17 protein-coding genes are annotated in these 18,256 nt (G+C 73.2%); 6 read left to right on the top strand and 11 right to left on the bottom strand.

Translation table 11 applies throughout. From position 1 onward, the window contains the following. Positions 1–103 precede the first annotated feature (103 nt). The 5 genes from purB (at position 104) to E1291_RS27855 (ending at position 6,811) form a co-directional block, all read left to right on the top strand. Positions 104–1,414 (top strand): adenylosuccinate lyase, encoded by a 1,311-nt coding sequence (gene purB, locus E1291_RS27875; protein ID WP_131741056.1) that lies wholly within the window; start codon positions 104–106, stop codon positions 1,412–1,414. 68 nt (positions 1,415–1,482) lie between these two features. Beyond that, positions 1,483–2,265 (top strand): MOSC domain-containing protein, encoded by a 783-nt coding sequence (locus E1291_RS27870; protein ID WP_131741052.1) that lies wholly within the window; start codon positions 1,483–1,485, stop codon positions 2,263–2,265. After that, the gene (locus E1291_RS27865; protein WP_131741051.1) at positions 2,262–3,119 is read left to right on the top strand and encodes a phosphoribosylaminoimidazolesuccinocarboxamide synthase; all 858 of its coding nucleotides are present in this window, start codon (positions 2,262–2,264) and stop codon (positions 3,117–3,119) included. The genes E1291_RS27870 and E1291_RS27865 overlap by 4 nt, the downstream gene beginning before the upstream one ends. A 229-nt stretch (positions 3,120–3,348) precedes the next feature. Then, the gene (gene murA, locus E1291_RS27860; RefSeq protein ID WP_131741055.1) at positions 3,349–4,635 is read left to right on the top strand and encodes a UDP-N-acetylglucosamine 1-carboxyvinyltransferase; all 1,287 of its coding nucleotides are present in this window, start codon (positions 3,349–3,351) and stop codon (positions 4,633–4,635) included. Between the two features lie 841 nt (positions 4,636–5,476). Further along, positions 5,477–6,811, top strand: coding sequence for a transcriptional regulator (locus tag E1291_RS27855; protein ID WP_207400971.1), 1,335 nt, complete (start codon positions 5,477–5,479; stop codon positions 6,809–6,811). Positions 6,812–6,922: 111 nt separating this feature from the next. Here E1291_RS27855 and hisC read toward each other — a convergent pair whose 3' ends face one another. The 7 genes from hisC to E1291_RS27820 all read right to left on the bottom strand — a co-directional run bounded on the left by hisC (position 6,923) and on the right by E1291_RS27820 (position 12,511). Continuing rightward, a complete protein-coding gene (gene hisC, locus E1291_RS27850) occupies positions 6,923–8,002 on the bottom strand; it encodes a histidinol-phosphate transaminase (protein WP_242614415.1) in 1,080 nt (359 codons plus the stop codon). A gap of 84 nt (positions 8,003–8,086) precedes the next feature. Continuing rightward, positions 8,087–8,386 carry a DUF6401 family natural product biosynthesis protein gene (locus E1291_RS27845; protein WP_131741049.1) on the bottom strand — a complete coding sequence of 100 codons (300 nt, stop codon included), beginning with the start codon at positions 8,384–8,386 and terminating at the stop codon, positions 8,087–8,089. Between the two features lie 50 nt (positions 8,387–8,436). Then, positions 8,437–9,156, bottom strand: a complete 720-nt coding sequence (locus tag E1291_RS27840) for an NUDIX hydrolase (protein ID WP_131741048.1) — start codon at positions 9,154–9,156, stop codon at positions 8,437–8,439. Between the two features lie 118 nt (positions 9,157–9,274). Continuing rightward, on the bottom strand, positions 9,275–10,609 hold the full coding sequence (locus tag E1291_RS27835) for a flotillin family protein (protein ID WP_131741047.1): 1,335 nt from the start codon (positions 10,607–10,609) through the stop codon (positions 9,275–9,277). Between the two features lie 108 nt (positions 10,610–10,717). Beyond that, on the bottom strand, positions 10,718–10,897 hold the full coding sequence (locus tag E1291_RS27830; RefSeq protein ID WP_131741046.1) for an NfeD C-terminal domain-containing protein: 180 nt from the start codon (positions 10,895–10,897) through the stop codon (positions 10,718–10,720). Between the two features lie 134 nt (positions 10,898–11,031). Continuing rightward, positions 11,032–11,733, bottom strand: coding sequence for a hypothetical protein (locus E1291_RS27825; protein WP_131741045.1), 702 nt, complete (start codon positions 11,731–11,733; stop codon positions 11,032–11,034). 103 nt (positions 11,734–11,836) lie between these two features. After that, positions 11,837–12,511: a lysophospholipid acyltransferase family protein gene (locus tag E1291_RS27820; RefSeq protein ID WP_131741044.1), complete on the bottom strand. Its 675-nt coding sequence runs from the start codon at positions 12,509–12,511 to the stop codon at positions 11,837–11,839. Positions 12,512–12,904: 393 nt separating this feature from the next. Between E1291_RS27820 and E1291_RS27815 the strand changes: the two genes are divergently transcribed. Beyond that, positions 12,905–13,258: an STAS domain-containing protein gene (locus tag E1291_RS27815; protein ID WP_131741043.1), complete on the top strand. Its 354-nt coding sequence runs from the start codon at positions 12,905–12,907 to the stop codon at positions 13,256–13,258. A gap of 20 nt (positions 13,259–13,278) precedes the next feature. On the opposite strand, the gene E1291_RS27810 is transcribed toward E1291_RS27815, so the two are convergent. From E1291_RS27810 to E1291_RS27795, 4 genes are all read right to left on the bottom strand, one after another. Then, positions 13,279–14,175 (bottom strand): glutamate ABC transporter substrate-binding protein, encoded by an 897-nt coding sequence (locus E1291_RS27810; RefSeq protein ID WP_131741042.1) that lies wholly within the window; start codon positions 14,173–14,175, stop codon positions 13,279–13,281. A 19-nt stretch (positions 14,176–14,194) separates the two neighbouring features. Then, on the bottom strand, positions 14,195–15,688 hold the full coding sequence (locus tag E1291_RS27805; RefSeq protein ID WP_242614414.1) for a GlnX family signal transduction membrane protein: 1,494 nt from the start codon (positions 15,686–15,688) through the stop codon (positions 14,195–14,197). 317 nt (positions 15,689–16,005) lie between these two features. Then, positions 16,006–17,337: a VWA domain-containing protein gene (locus tag E1291_RS27800; RefSeq protein WP_131741041.1), complete on the bottom strand. Its 1,332-nt coding sequence runs from the start codon at positions 17,335–17,337 to the stop codon at positions 16,006–16,008. Between the two features lie 32 nt (positions 17,338–17,369). Further along, on the bottom strand, positions 17,370–18,256 hold an 887-nt coding region (locus tag E1291_RS27795; RefSeq protein WP_278045288.1), incomplete at its 5' end, for a tetratricopeptide repeat protein.

Below are 18,256 nucleotides of genomic sequence, written 5' to 3'. Positions count from 1 at the left end.
GGAGTGCACCGCGGAACGGCACTTCGAGGCCGGCGACCACGTCGTCGTCATCGGCCGGGTCCACGGCGGCGGCGGCACGCGGGCGACCTGGGACAATCATCGGGTGATTGAGCGGTACACACTTCCGGAGATGGGGCGCGTCTGGAGCGACGCGCACAAGTACGAGCTGTGGTGCCAGGTGGAGGTCCTCGTCGTCGAGGCCCACGCCGAGGCCGGCACGATCCCGCCGGAGGTGGTCGAGCCGGTGCGCAAGGCACCGCCGCCGACGCCGGAGGCGGTGCACGCGATCGAGGCGGTCACCCAGCACGACGTGATCGCGTTCCTGTCGGCGTGGGCGGACAACACCGAGCCCCGCGAGGCCGCCCGGTACGTCCACTTCGGCATGACCTCGTCCGACCTGCTCGACACCGCGCTCGCCCTCCAGCTCGCCGAGGCCACCGACATCCTGCTCGCCAAGGCCGACCGGCTCGTGGCGACGCTGCGCGACCACGCGCTGGCGCACCGGGCGACCCTGCGCGTCGGCCGCACGCACGGCATCCACGGCGAGCCGGACGTGTGGGGGCACCGGGTCGCCGACTTCGCCTTCGCCATGGCCCGCTCCCGGGACCGGCTCCGCCGCGCCCGCGAGGCCGTCGCCGTGATGGCGATCTCCGGCGCGGTCGGGACCTACTCCAACATCGACCCGGCCGTCGAGCGGCACGTCGCCCGCAGGCTCGGGCTCGCGACGGCCGACGTGTCCACCCAGGTCGTCATCCGCGACGGGATCGCCGAGTGGACGTCCGCGCTGGCGATCATGGCGACGGTGTGCGAGGCGATCGCGCTGGAGGTCAGGCACGGCCAGCGCACCGAGGTCCGCGAGCTGTGGGAGCCGTTCGGCAAGGGCCAGAAGGGCTCCTCGGCCATGCCGCACAAGAAGAACCCGATCATCTCCGAGCGGCTCGCCGGGATGGCGCGGATCGTCCGCGCGCAGATCGTCCCGGTGCTGGAGGGCATCCCGCTCTGGCACGAGCGCGACATCTCGCACTCCTCCACCGAGCGGATCGCGCTGCCCGACGCGTCCATCGCGCTGGACTACATGCTCAACCTCACCGACCGGCTCATGTCGGGCCTGGTCGTCGACGCCGACCGCATGACGGCCAACCTGGAGTCCACCGGCGGCCTGATCTACACCTCGACCGTGCTGCTGGAGCTGGTCGAGGCGGGCATGTCCCGCGACGACGAGGCGTACCCGCTCGTCCAGAAGGCCGCGATGGAGACTTGGGAGAGCGGCGTCCCGTTCCGCGAGACGCTGCGCAAGCACGCCGCCGAGGCGGGCCTGACGCTGGACGAGGCGCGCCTGGACGGCGTGTGCCGCCCCGAGCGCTTCGTCGAGCGGCTCGGTCCCGTCTTCGACCGCCTCACCGCGCTGAGCTGACCCGCCGGCGGAGCCGACCGGCCCAGCCGACCGACCGACGAGCCGACCGACCGACCGACGGAGGGACCGTGACCGCCACCCTGACCGGGCTGAACGCCTACCCCCTCAAGGGCGGCGGCGGGACGGCGCTGCGCACCTGCGAGCTGACCGCGCGCGGGCTGCCGTTCGACCGGGAGTTCATGCTGGCCGGCCCGGAGGGCCGTTTCCTGTCCCAGCGGGACGTCGCCCGGATGGCGCTGCTGCGCCCGTCCTACGACGGCGAGGTCCTGACCGTGCGGGCGCCGGGCACCGCGCCGCTCGTCCACAAGGCCGTGGACGACGGCGAGGTCCTCGACGTGAGCGTGCACCGGCGCGACTGCCGGGGCGTCGACCAGGGCGACGAGGCGGCCGCGTGGTTCGGCGGACTGCTCGGCCGCGGCTGCCGGCTCGTCCGCTTCACCGGGCACCGGGCCACCGTCGCCGGCGACGGCGAGCTGATGTTCGCCGACGGGTTCCCGCTGCTGGTCATCTCCGCCGAGTCGCTCGCCGACCTCAACGGGCGGCTGGACGACCCGCTCCCGATGAACCGGTTCCGGCCGAGCCTCGTCCTGGAGGGGCTCGGCCCGTTCGGCGAGGACGCGGCCCGGCTGCTCCGGATCGGCGAGACCGTGATCGAGACCGTCAGGCCGTGCGCCCGCTGCCTGGTCACCACCACCGACCAGCGCACCGGCGAGCGGGGCCGCGAGCCGCTGCGCACCCTCGCCACCTACCGCAAGGCCGACGGCAAGGTCCTGTTCGGCCAGAACTGCATCCCCCGGACGCTCGGCAGGATCACGCTGGGCGACCCCGTCGAGGTCCTGGAGGCCCGATGAAGCACCTGCACAGCGGCAAGGTCCGGGACCTGTACGAGTTGCCCGGCGGCGAGCTGCTCATGGTGGCCCGCGACACGATCTCCGCGTTCGACTACGTCCTGGACACCCCCATCCCGGACAAGGGCCGCATCCTGACCCAGCTCTCGCTGTGGTGGTTCGAGCGGCTCGCGGACCTGCTGCCGAACCACGTGCTGTCCACCGACCTGCCCCCCGGCGCGCCCGCCGAATGGGCCGGACGGTCGGTCGTCGCGCGCCGCCTCGACATGGTCAAGGTCGAGTGCGTCGCCCGCGGCCACCTCACCGGTTCGGGCCTCGCCGACTACCGGGCCACCGGGTCGGTCTGCGGCGTCCCGCTGCCGGCCGGGCTGGTGGACGGCTCCCGGCTGCCCGAGCCGATCTTCACCCCCACGACCAAGGCCGACGTCGGCGAGCACGACGCGCCGATGACCTTCGCCGAGGTGGCGGCCGCGGTGGGCGGCGACGTCGCCGCCCGGCTCCGCGACACCACCCTCGCCGTCTACCGGCGCGGTGCCGAGCTGGCCCGCGAGCGCGGCATCATCGTCGCCGACACCAAGATCGAGCTGGGCTGGGCGCCGGACGGCGCGCTCGTCCTCGCCGACGAGGTGCTCACGCCCGACTCGTCCCGGTTCTGGCCCGCGGACGCCTGGGAGCCCGGACGGGCCCAGCCGTCCTTCGACAAGCAGTTCGTCCGGGACTGGCTGCTGTCGCCCGAATCGGGCTGGGACCGCGCGTCCGGCGCGGCGCCGCCGCCCCTGCCCGAGGCCATCGTCGAGCGCACCCGCGCCAAGTACGTCGAGGCGTACGAGCGGCTGACCGGGCGCCCGTTCGGCTGACCGCCGCGGTGTGGGCCGAACCTTTGGGGGTACGGCGGCATCTCAACGAGCAGACCGTTGCCCATGTGGCGCGGACCGGACACCACGGCTCCGGCCCGATGGTTTACTGGGGTCGCGTTGGCGCAGCGGGGGGACACCGTTCGGCGCTCGGCTCGTGATCCGCCGTTAGTCCCACTTGTATCGGGTAGGCACCGTAACCGCACCTAAGAAGGAGTAAGGCGGCATGAGCATGGGCCACGAGGTTCGCTACCGCGTGCGCGGCGGCAGGCGTCTGCACGGCACGGTCTTCATCCAGGGGGCCAAGAACGCGGTCCTGCCGATGATCGGCGCCTCCCTGATGGCGTCCCGGGGCCGGACCGTCCTGCGGAACGTCCCGATCATCGAGGACGTGCGGCGCGCGGTGGAGCTCGCGCGGGCGGTCGGCGCCAAGGCCGAGCTGCACGAGACCGAGCGGACCCTCGTCATCGACGCCTCCTCGCTCAGCAGCCCGGTGCTCCCGGCCGACATCGCCTCCCGGTTCCGCGGCTCGTTCCTGTTCGTCCCGGCGCTGCTGCACCGGCTCGGCGAGGCCGTGATCGAGGGCGTCGGCGGCTGCAACCTCGGCAGCCGCAACCTGGACTTCCACTACAACGGCTTCAAGCGGATGGGCGCCACGGTCACCGAGCACGTGGCCGACAACGGCGACGGGATCATCCACATCAAGGCCGGCGACCTGCGCGGCGGGACGCTGTACTGCGACACCCCGTCGCACACCGGCACCGAGAACCTGATCATGGCGGCCGCGCTGGCGCAGGGCACCACGCTGATCAAGAACGCGGCGCTGGAGCCGGAGGTGCTCGACAACATCGCGATCCTGCAGGCCATGGGCGCGCGGATCAGCGGCGGCGGCACCGGGTTCATCACCGTCGAGGGCGTGGACGAGCTGACCGCCGTCGAGCACACCGTGATGCCCGACCGGATCGACACCGGCGTCTTCGTGATGGCCGCCGCGATCACCGGCGGCGACCTCAACCTCGTCGGCGCCACGCTGGAGCACCTCGGCGTCGCGGCCGACAAGCTGGAGCAGATGGGCGTCGAGTTCCACCAGCAGGGCGCCGTGCTCCAGGTCCGCCGCGACCGCACGCTCCGCCCGATCAACGTCATCACCGACGAGTACCCGGGCTTCGCCACCGACCTGCAGTCGCCGATCATGGCGCTGTCCTGCCTCGCCGAGGGGCCGTCCTACATCTACGAGCGCATCTTCGACGGCCGGTTCAAGCTGGCCGCCGAGCTCGGCAAGATGGGCGCCGACATCGAGGTCGACGGCAACCGCGCGAAGGTGAACGGCCCGCGCGCGCTCCGCGGCGCGGAGGTCGAGGCACACGACCTGCGCTGCGGCAGCGCCCTGGTGCTGGCGGGCCTGGCCGCCGAGGGCGAGACGACGATCACGTCCGCCTACTACCTCGACCGCGGCCACGCCCACACCGCCGAGCGCCTGTCCCAGCTCGGCGCCGACATCGTCCGCGAGGCCGACTGATCCACGTGCTCCCGGGGAGCGTTTCCACCCCGGAGAGTGCCCATTGAGTCACCATCGGCGCCCGGACGTAACGTCCGGGCGCCTTGGCGTTGGGCCCGATCACATTCCGACCGGGTGGTCACTTACGTCCGGAGGCCGTCCGCAAGTGGCCTGCGATGGGCAGGATGGAACAGTGACATCTGACCCGCTTTCGAGTAGCCCCTGACCCGGCCTGTCACGATAAGGGGCCAAACTACTCAGCACGGCGTTACCGAGCAACTACTCCCAGCTCATCTAATATCCTTCTTCACCACCACTGGTACACCCTTTGACCTGCGGTGTCATGACTGGAACGCTCCGGTGTGGCATGTCCGTAACGCGGTAAAAATTCACACTGCCGGCCCGACGCCCCGGCCTGGACGGATCCGTTGTCTTTCATCCGAGCAGGTGATCAAGTCGGGCGGTTTCGGCCCGCGCGTAAACCGAACGGACACCGCAGGGGTCTTCTCAGTGCGCGACAGCGTCAGGAAGGCCCCCTAGCGGTGTTTTCGGGTCTTGTTTTTCAACTTCGGACGACCGAAGATGCAGGATCAAGACTGCCCGAATGGTGACAAATTACTGACTGGGGGGTCGCGTAGGTTACTTTTTCGCCGCACTCTTGATTCGATTTCGCGTCTGGGCGTCACACATCGTCGCCCTGACCCGATCTGCCCACTGAGGAACGAATCGCACGGGAACTGCGGTGCTGGGTCAGAAGGCAGGGGCGACAAGCCATGAGTCAACCGTTGGGCGGAGCGTGCGCGAACGCATGGCCGGGGCCGGACCCCCGCCGAGAGGATGGACCGGAAGCGAGCGATCATCGATGACGGCCGCACGAACGGGGTCGGTCACCCCCGACCTCACGATCGGCGTCGTAGGCCCTCATGACCTCGTAGAACGGGTCATGCTGATGGGCCACGGCCCCACCCCGGTACCGAGCCGGCTGGTGGCGGCCGCGTACCGGGACGAGCAGGAGGCGGCCGACAAGGTCGTCCGGCTCGGCTCGGGCGTGGACGTCTGCCTGTTCGCCAGCCCGGTGCCCTACGACTTCGCCCGCAAGGCGGGCGTGCTGACGATGCCCGCCACCTATGTGCCGCTGAACGGCGCCGCCCTCCAGGGCGCGCTGCTGCGGGCGTCGCTGGACGAGCGGTTCGACCCGTCCCGGGTGAGCATCGACGTCCTCGGCCGGGCCGAGGTCGAGGAGGCCTACGCCGAGATCAGTCTCGGCACCGAGCAGGTGCACCTGCGCGAGGAGGCGGCCGGGCCGGGAACGCTCGCCGCCTTCCACGAGCGGCTGTGGCGGCGGGGCGCGACGACGGTCGCGATGACCTGCGTGCACGCGACCGCGGAGCGGATGGAGATGGCCGGCGTGCCGACCATCCGGGTCCGGCCCACCGGCGCGGCCATCCGCAGCTCGCTGCAGACCGCGGCGCTGCTCGGCGCCCACCACCGGCTGGAGGAGTCGCAGCTCGTCGTGGTGCTGGTGGACGTGCCGACGCTGCGCGAGACGCCGCGCCGCGTCACCCCGCGCTACTGGCGCGACGAGCTGAAGCTGGCGCTGCACCGGGTGCTGCTCCAGGAGGCGCACCGGATGAACGCCTCGGTGTGGCCCCTGGACGACCACAGCTACCTGGTCATCGCCACCCGCGGCTCGGTCACCGCCTCCACCGAGGGCTTCCGCACGCCGCCGTTCGTCGAGCGCGTCCGGGAGGAGCTCGGCCTCGCCATCGAGGTCGGCATCGGCATGGGCCGCACGGCGCACGAGGCCGAGAACCACGCGCGGGCGGCGCTGGCACGGTCGCAGAGCTCGCAGCGGGCCCAGGGCTTCGCTCTGGACCGCGACGGCCGGGCCCTCGTGCCCGCCCCGCGCACCCCGCCGCGCAACAGCCAGCCGCAGGCCAAGCCGAAGGGGCTGGAGATCCTCGCCCGGCTCGCCGACAAGCTCGGCGACCAGGAGCAGCCGCTGATCGTGGACGCGGAGAACGCGGGCAAGATGCTCGGCGTCACCCCGCGCACCGCCCGCCGGCTGCTGCGCACCCTCGTCGAGGAGGGCCTGGCCTGGCCGCTGCCGCCGAACCGGACGCCGCAGCCCGGCCGGCCGCGCCAGCTCTACCGGCTGATCGTGGAGAAGCTCGGCCCGAAGGCGAACACCAGCTGACACCGGCGGCGTCCGAGCGGGGCCGGCCCGCCCCGCGGGCGGCGCCGCCCCCGGACGCGCGCCGGTCCGGGGGCGGGAGCACACCCGGCGACCGCGCCGCCGGGGGCCCCGTCAGCCGCGGTGGGGGAACGCCCTCGCCACGGCCAGGAACGCGTCGTTCTCCTCGGGTGAGCCGATCGACACGCGGGCGCCCTCGCCGGGGAACGGACGGACGCTGACGCCCTGCGCGTCACAGGCCTCGGAGAACTCCATCGTCCGCTCGCCGAGCCGCAGCCAGACGAAGTTGGCCTCGGTCGGCGGGACCGTCCAGCCGTCGGCGAGCAGGGCGCCGCGGACGCGGTCGCGCTCCTTCACGGTGCCCTCCACCCGCGCCAGCAGCTCGTCGGTGGCCGCCAGCGAGGCGATGCCCGCCGCCTGCGCCACGGCGTTCACGCTGAACGGCAGGAACGTCTTGCGGATCGCCCCGGCCACCAGGGGGTGCGCGACGAGGTAGCCGATCCGCAGCCCGGCGAGCCCGTAGGCCTTGGAGAACGTGCGCAGGATCACCAGGTTGGGCCGGTCGCCGTACAGCTCCAGCCCGTCGGGGACCTCGTCGTCGCGGACGTACTCGCGGTACGCCTCGTCCAGGACCACCAGGCAGTCCTCGGGGACGCGGTCCAGGAACGCCTCGATCTCGGCGCGCCCGACGACCGTCCCGGTGGGGTTGTTCGGGTTGCACACGAAGATCAGCCGGGTCCGCTCGGAGATCGCGCCGGCCATCGCGGTGAGGTCGTGGGTCTCCTCCCGCAGCGGCACCTGCACCGAGGTGGCCCCGGACAGCGCCACCAGCAGCGGGTACGCCTCGAACGACCGCCACGCGTACACGATCTCGGCGCCCGGCTCCGCCACCGCCTCCAGCAGCATCTGGGACACCCCGACGGACCCGCAGCCCACCGCGACGTGGTCGGCGGGGACGCCGCAGTGCCCGGCGATCGCGTCGATCAGCGCGGTGGCGTTGTTGTCGGGATAGCGGTTGACCGAGCGGGCCGCCTCGCCGATCGCCTCCAGCACCGAGGGGAGGGGGCCGTGCGGCGACTCGTTGGACGACAGCTTGAACGAGCGCCCGTCGGGCGACACCACGACCTTTCCTGGCTTGTAGGCCACGAACCGGTCGAGGACGGAACGGAAGCGGGGAGTGGTGACGTCGGACACCGTTGTCCTCCAGGTGAACATGGGTGGTCGCCGTCCAGCCTACGGATCTCCGCGGCCTGGGCGAAGGGGCGGGGCCGCCGGAGGCTAGCCGCCGGTGACCTGCCGCATCAGCCAGCAGACCGCCACGATCCGGACGAACTCCCAGTCTCGGGTGCTGCAGGGCCACCAGCCGCGGCCGCACGCGTCCTCGGCGAACTCCCGCAGGTACTCCATCAGCGCGCCCTCGTCGGGGGTGCCGCCGGGACCGGCGAGCTCGTCGCGCAGGAACGCCACGTGCTGGTCGACGGCGGCGGCCAGCCCGGGAGAGCCCGCCATCTCCGCGACACCGGCCTCACCGATGTCGCGGACGAGCAGGCTCAGCACGTGCGACGCTTCACCGTTCATAGGGTGAGAAACTAGCAACCGGCCCACCATGCTCGGAACATCGCCCCAGGTCAAGCGGTCCCGGACGGGGCGCGGCGGGCGGGGCCCGGCCCGGTGTCCGGGCGCGGGCGCAGCATCGGCGGGCGCAGCTGCTCGGCCTCGCCGCGGGCGTAGAGACGGGCCGGCCGGCCCCCGTCCCGGGTCGTCGTCCGGTCGATGGGGACGAGGAACCGGTCGGCCCCGGTGACCTTGCGGTGGAAGTTCCGGGGATCCAGCACGGTGCCCCAGACGATCTCGTACACCCGGCGCAACTCGGCGACGGTGAACTCGGGCGGGCAGAACGCGGCGGCCAGCGAGGTGTACTCCAGCTTGGCCCGCGCCCGCTCGACGCCGTCGCACAGGATCCGCCGGTGGTCGAACGCGGCCCGGTCGTGGTGGATGAGGTCGTCGACGGCCGTCCACAGCACCTGCGCGCGGCTGGAGGCGGGCAGGTCGGGCGCGAGGCCGAGGTAGGCGACGCTCACCACCCGCTGCCGGGGGTCGCGGTCGGGGTAGCCGTAGGTGGCGAGCTGCTCCAGGTGGATCCGCACGTCCGCCAGGCCCGCGCGCTCGGCCATCAGCCGTGACGCGGCGGCGGGCAGGTCCTCGTCCAGCTGGATGAACCCGCCGGGCAGCGACCACGCCCCGTCGTAGGGCGCCCGGTCGCGCCGCCACATCAGCGCGCAGAGCCGCTGCGCCCGCACGGTGAGGACGACGAGGTCGACGGTGACGGCGAGCCGCGGCACGGACATGCTCCGAACCTATCGGCCCGGACCCCCTGCGTTCATACAAAACCGGCCCAGCACGCGCGCGGTCCGTCGCCGGTGCGCGCGTGCCGGGCCGTCGCCGATGTCCTCGGAACCCGGAGGGTCAGCTCTCCTGCGGCGGACCCGCCGGAATGGGGGGAACGGCACTGTTCTGGCCGTTCTGGCTGCTCTGGCCGTTCATACCGGCGAGCAATTGCCGGGCGACGCCGAGGCCGGTGCCGCCCAGCGTGAGCGCCTTGGCGAGCATGTCCTCGATGCCCTCGGCGCCGTTGAGCACGACCATGTTGTCGACGTTGCCGAACACCTGGGCGCCGGCCTCGACGATCTGCGGCCACTTCTCGGCGAGCTGCTGGGCGATGACCGCGTCGGTGTTGTGGGCGAGGGCGTCCGCCCGCGCCTTGATGGCCTCGGCCTCCGCCAGGCCCTTCTGCCGGGTCGCCTCGGCCTGCGCCTCACCGAGCAGCCGGGTCGCCTCGGCCTCGCGCTGCGCCTTCAGCTGGATCTCGGTCGCGGCGGCCTGGGCCTGGGCGATGCGCTGCTCTCGGTCGGCCTCGGCCAGCTTGACCTGCTCGTAGGCGCGGGCGTCGGCGGGCTTGCGGATCTCGCTCTCCAGCCGCTTCTCGGTGCGCTCGGCCTCCAGCTCGGCGTTGCGGGTCTCCTTGAGGATGACCTCCTGGCGGGCCTGCTGCGCGGCCTGGCTGACCTGCCCCTCGTACTCGGCCTTCTTGATCTCGGTGTCCCGGATCACCGCGGCGTTCTCCCGCAGGGCCGCCTGCTCCTTCTGGGTGGCCTCCTGGTTCCGCTCGGCCTCGGCGATGCGCGCCTCCGCGGCGACCTTGGCGGCGTGCGGGCGGCCCAGGTTGGTGATGTAGCCGGTCTCGTCGTCGATCTCCTGGATCTGCAGGGAGTCCACGACCAGGCCGAGCTTGCTCATCTCGTCGGCGGCCGACCCGCGCGTCTCGGAGGTGAGCCGCTCGCGGTTGAGGATGAGGTCCTCGACGGTCAGGTTGCCGATGATCGACCGCAGGTGGCCGGTGAACAGCTCGTGGATCGCCCCGTCCATCGACTTCTGCTGCTCCAGGAAGCGGCGCGCCGCGTTGGCGATCGACACGAAGTCGTCGCCGACCTTGTAGATCACGACACCGCGGACCTTCACCGGGATGCCCTGCTGGGTCACGCAGTGCACCTCGAGGTTGGCGGCGCGGCTGTCGAGTCGCAGCCGGCGGGCCGTCTGGAAGCCGGGCAGCACCGACGTGCCCTTGCCTGTAATGATCTTGAAGCCCAGGCTGTCCACCCCGTCGATCGGCTTGGACCTGGCACCCAGCCCCGAGATGATCAGGGCCTCGTTGGGCTCGGCGACCCGCCAGACCATCTTGAACAGCACGATCAGCACGATGACGGCGACCACCACGGCGCCGGCGGCGACGATCACGGGCATTCGGCGTCCCCTTCCCCTCGGGCGCCGGGTCCCGGTCGGCGGCCCGCGCGCTTGTCCCATAGACGCGGCGGAGCACCGGACGGTTCGTCCTTATCGGGCCATTCTCAGCTAACCAAGGGCGGGCGCGACATAAACCGTGCGCGGCGGGTGGTACTCGACCACGACGATGATCGTCCCGACCCCGATCTCGTCGCGCGGATCGACCGGGTGGGCGTAGAACGCCTCGACGCCGCCGCGGACGGCGATCATCACCTCGCCGACCAGGCCGGGACCGATCCGGCCGGTCACCCGCCCCTCCTTGCCGATCAAGGACACCCCCGCTGGACGACGTGGCCCGGATCGCGGTGACCGCGCCGGCGCGCGGCCCGGCGGGGCCGCGTAGACGAACGTTATCCGGTGCGCCGGACGCGCCGCGAGAGCGCTCAGCGCAGGATCTGGCGTGCCCGGTCGAGGGCCTGCCGGGCGAGCCGCTCGGCGTCGGCGCGGCGGGCCCGCGGGCCGTGGACGGTGATCGTCCCGAGGTAGTGCCGGTCCTTGAACACCACGTACCAGGTGCGGGACAGGACGCCGCCGCTGACGGTGGCGACGCCGACCGTCCGGGAGCCCTCGCCGATCGTCCCCTGCACTGTCTCGTACACCCGGTGCTCGGCCCACTCTGAGCCGGCCTTCGTCCTGAAGGTCGTGCAGCCGGGCGGGACGCGCGCCATGACCTGCCGTTCGGCGGCCGCGGCGGGCAGCCCCATCAGCGCCTCGGTGGCGGTGTGCCCGTCGCCGCGGTTGAAGAGCGTGAGCGCCGCGGGGACGTCGGCGTCCACGTTCCCGACCGGGCCGGCCGCGCCGTTCTTGCAGCGCGGCGGGTCGACCACGGCCTGGTCGCGCAACTCCTCCAGGTCCTTGAAGGCCCTGATCGAGCCGTACTCGCCCGAGTCGGGCTCCCCGGCGCGCCGGTAGCCCGGCGTCTCGGTCAGCAGCGCCTGCTCGAGCTGGGCGGAGGTGAAGCCGATGCCGGGCAGCACGGCCCGGCCGGTGTCGCGGACCTGCTGGGCGCGTTCGTCTCCGCCGCCGCAGGCGGACACCGCCGCCAGGGTCGCGAGCAGCGTGACCGGGAGGAGCCTGTGGGCCATGCGGGCGACCTTACGGCGCACACCGGGCAAGTCACCGTCGGCGACACGCCCTCGGATCGAGAAGATCGGGGACGGCGGTCCGGTCCCCGATCGGCCCGGCGGGTCAGCCCTGGTGGTTGGCGCGCTCGTTGTAGGTGCCGGCGTAGTCCTGGCCGGACAGCTTGTTGATGGTCTCGACGATCTCGTCGGTGATGGCGCGGCGGGCCTTGGCGGGCGGCAGGTCGCGGTAGTGCGACAGGTCCATCGGCGGGCCGATCCGCACGGTGGGCCGCGGGCCGAAGAGCCGCGGGAAGGAGGCGCCGATCGGCTGGATCTTCTCGGTGCCCTCCAGAGCGACGGGCAGCACGCGGGCGCCGGAGGTGAGGACGAGCCAGCCCACGCCGGTGCGGCCGCGGTAGAGCCGCCCGTCCGGGGAGCGGGTGCCCTCCGGGTAGATCGCGAACGCGCCGCTGTTGTCGAGGACCTCGGCGGCCTGCTCCAGGGCGCCCATCGCGGCGCGCCTGGCGCCGCGCCGGACCGGGACGTGCCCGAGGTTGGTGAGGAACCAGCGGACGAAGGCGTTCTTCAGCCCGCCGCCCTCGAAGTAGTCGGCCTTGGCGATGTAGGTGACCGGGCGCGGGACGGCGAGGGGGATGATGAAGCTGTCGATGAACGACAGGTGGTTGCTGGCCACGATCAACGGCCCGTAGCTGGGCACGTTCTCGCCGCCCACGACCCGGGGGCGGAAGACCAGCCAGAGGATCGGACGCACCACGCGCGTCATGAACGTGTAGAACACCCAGCCTCCCGAATTCGGCAACGCCACTGTAACGTCTGGGCCGATCCGGGCTCGGGTCACCGCCTGCTTTCCCCGCCGCCTGGCGGGTCAAAAATGGATCTACCGCAGGTCAGGTCTCGTCCCACGGGAATTATAAGGGACGCCTGAAGCGACGACGTCCCGCCATTTCTTACCATCTGGTAAGTTTCCCTCCGGTAGGTTTATCGGGGTCCGCGCGCGGGCGACCTGCCGAAGGCCCGTCCCCGCAGTGCCTCCCGGGCGCGGCGCGCCCGGTGCGCACCCCGGCCACCTGCTCCTTTTCCCGAGAACCACTTGGAATGCGGGCACGGGTGAGCGATGCTGAGATCAGCCGGGACGGGTCTGGAAAGCTCCAATCGGGGTGTGAGGTGACCCATGGACTTCGACATCCACCTGATACGGGACGACCGGTACACGCTCGTCCGCGTGCAAGGCGACATCGACGTGGTCTCCCGAACGCGCTTCGAGGAAACGCTGCTGACCGTCGTGGACGCGGGCGCCCCCCTGGTCGTCGACATGCGCGAGGTCACGTTCTGTGACTCCACCGGTCTCAACGCGATCGTCGCCGCGCACCGCCGCGCGCTGGAACGGGAGGCCCCCGTCGCGCTCGCCGCGATCCCCCCGCGCGTCATGCGCGTCTTCACCATCACCGGGCTGGACAAGTTCATCCCGATCTACGACACGCTCGGGGACGCGCTCGGCGCGCTCCCGTCCACGACGCCCAACTGACCCCGGCTCCGGCCGCCCGGTCAGGTGCAGCCCTCGAACTGCGGGACGCTCGTCGTCAGCTTGAGCCCGGACGCGCCGAACCATTTGCGCAGCAGCCGCCCGGCCGTCCCGTCCTGGTACATGCGGGTGATGGCGCGGTTGACCATCTCGCATCCTTCGAGGTCGCCCTTCCGCAGGCCGACGCCGTACTTCTCGTCCGTGAACGGCGCGTTGACGATCGTGCCGCCGCGGCCGGCGGCGAACCCGGCGAGGATCAGGTCGTCGGTGGACACCGCGTCGATCCGCCCGGCGGCGAGGTCGGCCATGCACGCGCCGTAGGTCGGCGCCGCCACCGGCCGGGCGGCGATCTTGCGCTCCTCCACGACGCGGCGCCAGGAGTTCGACCCGTTCACCGCGCAGATCCGGCGGCCCTTCAGATCCCGCACGTTGCGGATGTCGCGCGTCCCGGAGCGGACGAGCGTGTCCTGGTGGGCGACGTAGTACGGGCCCGCGAACGTCACCAGCGTCTTGCGCCGGGCCGTGATCGAGTAGGTCGCGAAGATCATGTCCACGGTGCCGTCGGCCAGCGCCCTCTCCCGGACGGAGGAGTTGGTCGTGCGGAAGCGGATCCGGTCCGGGGGCACCCCCAGCCGCCCCGCGACATAGGTCGCGACGTCCACGTCGAAGCCCTCGTACTCGCCGAATCCGCCGTACCCGCCGCCCTGCTCGCTCCGCCGCAGCCCGAGGCCGGGCTGGTCGGCCTTCACCCCGATGACCAGGGTGCCCTTGTGGGCGACGCTCGGGCGTCCGGAGCCGCCGAGCCCGCAGGCCGCCGGCAGTGCCGCCACGGCCAGCGCGGCGGCCAGGGCGACCGCACGGCGCGCGGCGCTCCGGTGGACGGCGGTCCGGTGGGCGGTCGTCCGGCGCACGGCGCGCATCGTTCCCCTTCCGTCCACGTCAGCGGAACTCCGCCAGCCGGGGGCGGACCCCGGCGACGACCAGCAGGGCGACGGCCGCCGCCACGACCGGCGGCAGGGCCCGCCAGCCCCGCAGCCCGCCGTCGGCGTCGCGGATGGCCTCGTCGAACGCGTGCCGGTGCACGCCGGTCAGCGAGCCGATCGCCGCGTCGAAGGCACCGAACTGGAGAATCGCGTTGGACGTGCGTCCCATCCGCAGGTCGACCGCCCCGGCGTGGTCGCCCCGGGCGGCGAGGTCCCGCATCCGCCGGTCGTTGTCCAGGACGGTCCGGTAGGCGTTCAGGGTCCGGGCGAGCTGGTCGGCCTCCGGGCCGCTCGCGCCGCTGTCGCGCGCCTCCGTCCCGAGGAGGCCGAGGAACGGGACGGGCTTGCCGGGCGTGTACGCGCCGACCTGCTCGTCCAGGGTCGCGTAGTAGTTCTCCAGGTTCACCGGCCGCGAGCCCATGTCGGGGTAGAGCACCGACAGGGACTTGTCGAGGTAAGTCTGCTCGTAGGTGTCGGCGCGGGCGGGGTCGAGCAGGTACCGGCTCTCGTCGCCGAACGCGCTGTGGCTGATCGCGCGGGCGCGCGACAGCGACAGGATCGAGTCGAAGCCGTCCTCCTTGGCGGTCCTCATGTGCCCGGCCTGCGCGGACAGCAGGCCCGTGCCGACGGCGACGAGCGCGGCGGTCGCGACGGTCGCCAGCACGAGCGCCGGGTTGAGGACGCGGCGGAACGTCCGGGCGAGGAAGACCTGCCCGGCGACCAGGAGCAGCACGACGAGGGTCCCCGTCAGGGCCACCCACGCCCGCCCGGACAGCACCGCCGAGCGCTGGGTCTCGATCGACCGGCGGACGTTCGCGCCGCTGTCGAGGGTGATGTTGTACGCCTTCGGGAGCAGTTCGAGGCGCATCAGGTCGGTCGCCTGCCGGTAGGCGTCCACGACCTTCGCGGGCAGCCTGCCGGGCGGGTGGTCGGCCTGCCGGTCCAGGAGCCTCGCCTCGCCGACGAGCTGCTCGTACCGCCCGAGCCCCTGCAGCACCTCCTGGACGGTCAGCCGCAGGTCCGGGTCGCGGGCGGCGAGCTGCGCGGCCTGCACCGCCGCCGCGTCGGCCTCGGCGCGGCGCCGGTCGTACACGCGCAACGTCTCGTCGTAGCCGATGCCGAGGCCGTGCTCGCGCCCGATGAGCAGGACGCTGGCGACCTGCGCGTCCATGTCGCTGAGCGCGAAGTAGAGCGTGCCGGTGGCGACGACCTGCGGCCCGGCGTCGTGCCCGATGGTCTGGACGGAGTCGCGCGCGTTCCGGACGGCCATCCCCATGACGGCCGGGAGCGCCACGACCGCCAGCAGCACCAGCACGGTGCCCGCGCGAAGCTGACCGGGGATGGTGCGCAGCCACCGCCCCCGCACGAACGTCGCCGGCCGCCCGCGCGGCCGGGACGCGGCGGCCGGGTGGGCCGGGGCCGCCGCCTGCCGCCTCGGTGTCACCGTCATGCCGGGTCCACCTTCCCGCGCGGAACGCACCCCGCGATGCCCGCACGACCGTCCGGGCAGGTCCACACGCGCCCGGGACGCGCTTCGACGGTGGCCTCGGCCGTCGCGCGGGCGCCCGGCCCCGGCAACGACGCCGGGGGCGAGCCCCGCCCGCTCCCTGGTGCCCGGCGGTCGTGCGAGCGCGATACCCGCTGGGCGGGGCGAGGCCGGAGGCGGATCCCGCCGGGCAGAGCGCGAAGCGACGCCGCGCTCGCGTAAGGGCGGTCAGGGGGCGAGACCCCTGGCGAGCCCTCTGGGCCGGGCTTCTGGAACACCGCTCAGCCCCCCGCCTCGGCCGGGGGCGGCTCGTCGTGGCGCGTGCGGACCGTGCGGACGGACCGGGTGTCCAGCGACATCTCGTCCGCCTTGGAGACCTCGCGCTTGAGCCGGACCGTGCCCCGCTCCCGGTCCAGGACGTCCACGACCCGGTCGAGCAGGCCGGAGATCTGCTCGTTGCCGACGTCCCGGGCGAGGACGACCGCGCGGCCCAGCCGGGCGGTGGCGCGGTCCTCGTCGCCGTCGCGGCGCGCCTCCAGGCCCTCCTGGACGGCCTGGGCCAGCTCCGACTGCCCGGTGTGGTGGGCCACGCGCCGGTTGATCCTGGTCGACCGCGCCTCGTCCTCGGTCCACTCCGCCAGGATGTTGCCGGAGGCGAGGACCCTCTCCGGCTCGTCGCCCGTCCCCGGGACGACGAGCTTCACCCATGCCGCCCGCATCTGGCGCCCGACGCCGCCCGGCTCGACCTCCACGCACAGGTGGTACTCGCGCTCCTCGGCGCCCCACACGCCGAGCGGGTAGTCGCCCGTCTGCGTCCCGGACGCGGCGCGCCGCCCGGTGAGATCCTGCACGGCGGGCACCATCTGCTTGACGAAGCGCAGCCGCGCCCCCCGGGGCGTCCACACGCGCAGCGCGACGTCGGCGACCTCCTTGCCCATCGCGGTCCGGGCCATCGCGCGGAAGTCGGCCTCCAGGTCACCGGGGTCGGGGACGTCGAGGAACCCGCCGAGCAGCGCCGTGGTGATCGTGCGGAGCTCGGCGACGTCCCAGTCGGTGCCGACGCCGCGCGCGTCGCAGACGAACCCGCCCGCGCACTGCCGCAGCGCCGCGTCCAGCTCCGCGGCGCTCTCGTGCTGGTTCTTGCCGTCGGTCAGCAGGATCGCGTGCCGGACGGCGTCGCGGTGCCCGGCGGCGAGCCGGTCGGCCAGCCGCAGCCACGACCCGATCGCGGTGCCGCCCGCCGCCTCCAGCCGGCCGATCCGCTCGGCCGCCGCGCGCCGCGTCTTCGCGCTCGCCCGCTGCAGCCGCTCCCCCTGCGGGTAGATCATCCGCGGCTGGTTCGCGCCCGCGATCACCGCGAACCGCACGCCGTCGCGCAGCACGTTCACCGCCGCCCTGGCGGCCCGCTTGGCCGCGGCCAGCTTGCCGCCGTAGGACATCGACCCGGAGGAGTCGACGATGATGATCTCGACGGCCGGCGGCCGCGCCGCGGCTCCGGAGGGGCCGCCCGCCGCGCGGGCCCCCACGGTGACGATCGCGTGCATCTCGCGCGCGCCGTCGGGAAGGTAGGGGTTCTGATCGACTCTGATCGTGAACTCGGGCGGATCGCTCATGGTCCGGGCTCCCAGGTCGGCTCGCGCGGCGGTCAGAACAACGTCCTCGGCCGGACGGCGTTGGCCCGCCGCACGAGCGCGTGCCGCTGCCCGGCGCCCGCGGCGAGCTTGGCCAGGACCCGGTACCTGCGCTCCAGCTCCACGCGCAGCCGCGGCTCCCGCAGCGGCACGCCGAGGACCGACCGCGCCGCGCCGCCCGGCGGCGCTTCCCCGCCGTCGCGCAGCCAGTCCAGCGCGGCCTCCAGCACCTCGGCGGCGAGCCGGTCGCGGCGCTCCCCGTCCAGGTCGAGGCCGGTGAGCCGGTCGCCCGCGGCGACCAGGTCGGCGGCGGTGAGCTCGCCGGCCGGACGGCCGCGGACCGCGGTGGCGACCGCCGCCGCCTGCGCCGGCATGTACCGGATGGAGATCGTCGGGACGGAGTCGAGCGCGGCCACGGCACCGCCGCGGTCGCCCGCGGCCAAGTGCACCCGCGCCAGCCCGAAGGCCGCGTTGATGTAGCCGCGGTCGGTCCGCCAGACCAGCTCGTAGAGCCGGACGGCCTCGCCGGGCGCGCTCCGCTCACGGCAGTAGGCGAGCGCCAGCTTCGGCGCGGCCTCGCCGGGCAGCAGCCCGTACAGCCGGTCGAAGCGCGGCGCGGCCTCGTCGAGGCGCCCGGCGGCCAGCAGCGCCACGGCCCGGTACCACTCGACCCGCCAGTCACCGGGCCGCTCGATGCCGAGCGCGTCGAGCAGCTCGCCGGCCTCGCCGAACGCGCCGAGCTCGATGCGGACCCGGGCGAGCGCGAGCCGGACCTCCGGCGTGCGCTCGGGCGCGTTCGCGACGGCCGCGGCGAGCTCGTCGGGCCCGAGCGCGGTGAGGCCCGCGAGGAACCCGGCGGCCGGGTCCTCCCGGTCCACCAGCGGGATCGGCAGGCCGGCCG

It is taken from the genome of Actinomadura roseirufa (assembly GCF_900659635.1).
Classification (GTDB): domain Bacteria; phylum Actinomycetota; class Actinomycetes; order Streptosporangiales; family Streptosporangiaceae; genus Spirillospora; species Spirillospora roseirufa.
The sequence above is the reverse complement of the archived record's forward strand: the minus strand, read 5'-3'. Positions and strand labels throughout refer to the sequence as shown.